2 protein-coding genes are annotated in these 644 nt (G+C 73.8%); both read right to left on the minus strand.

The features are described 5' to 3' along the window. The coding region (locus tag AC1DP0_RS22475; RefSeq protein ID WP_478088883.1) for a Mur ligase domain-containing protein at nucleotides 1-233 on the minus strand (233 nt) is incomplete at its 3' end. Further along, the coding region (locus AC1DP0_RS22480) for a glutamate ligase domain-containing protein (protein ID WP_478088886.1) at nucleotides 230-644 on the minus strand (415 nt) is incomplete at its 5' end. The genes AC1DP0_RS22475 and AC1DP0_RS22480, both read right to left, overlap by 4 nt.

A 644-nucleotide genomic window follows, 5' to 3' on the forward strand; every position in this document is an offset into this window, starting at 1 on the left:
CCGTCGACGGGACGCGACGCGAGCACCGCCACGGCGCCGGCCGAGACCGCCGACGCGACGATGTCGTGGCCGTCGGCGGTCTCGCCGACCCGGGCGACGTAGAGGCTGCCCGGGCCGCACTCCCGCGAGTCGGTCGTGACGGGGCCGTCGATGACGATGGTGTCGGGGGTCTCGGTGCCGTGGACGAGACCACCTGTGAGATCGCGGATCTCGCTGAGCGACAAGGCAATCACGGCGTCACCCCCGATGAGCTGACGGCTGCGAGGGCGGCGCGCACGGCGTCGCGGTCGTCGAACGGGTGCTTCACTCCGTGGATCTCCTGACCCTTCTCGTGTCCCTTGCCGAGCACCACGACGGTGTCGACAGGGCGGTCCTCCCCCGTGCCGACAACCGCGAGCGCGATGGCCTCGGCGATGGCGCTCGAACGCGGCCCACCGTCGATGATCTCGGTCACCGGCGGCGCGTCGTCGCGGACCGCCTCCCGTGCCCCCGCGATGACCGCCCACCGGATCTCGGCCGGGTCCTCGGAGCGGGGGTTGTCATCCGTGACCACCACGACGTCGGCCTGGCGTGCTGCGGCGGCGCCCATGGCGGGGCGCTTGCCGCGGTCGCGGTCGCCGCCGGCGCCGAGGACGGCGATGAGC

This window comes from Terrabacter sp. P5_B1 (assembly GCF_056400505.1).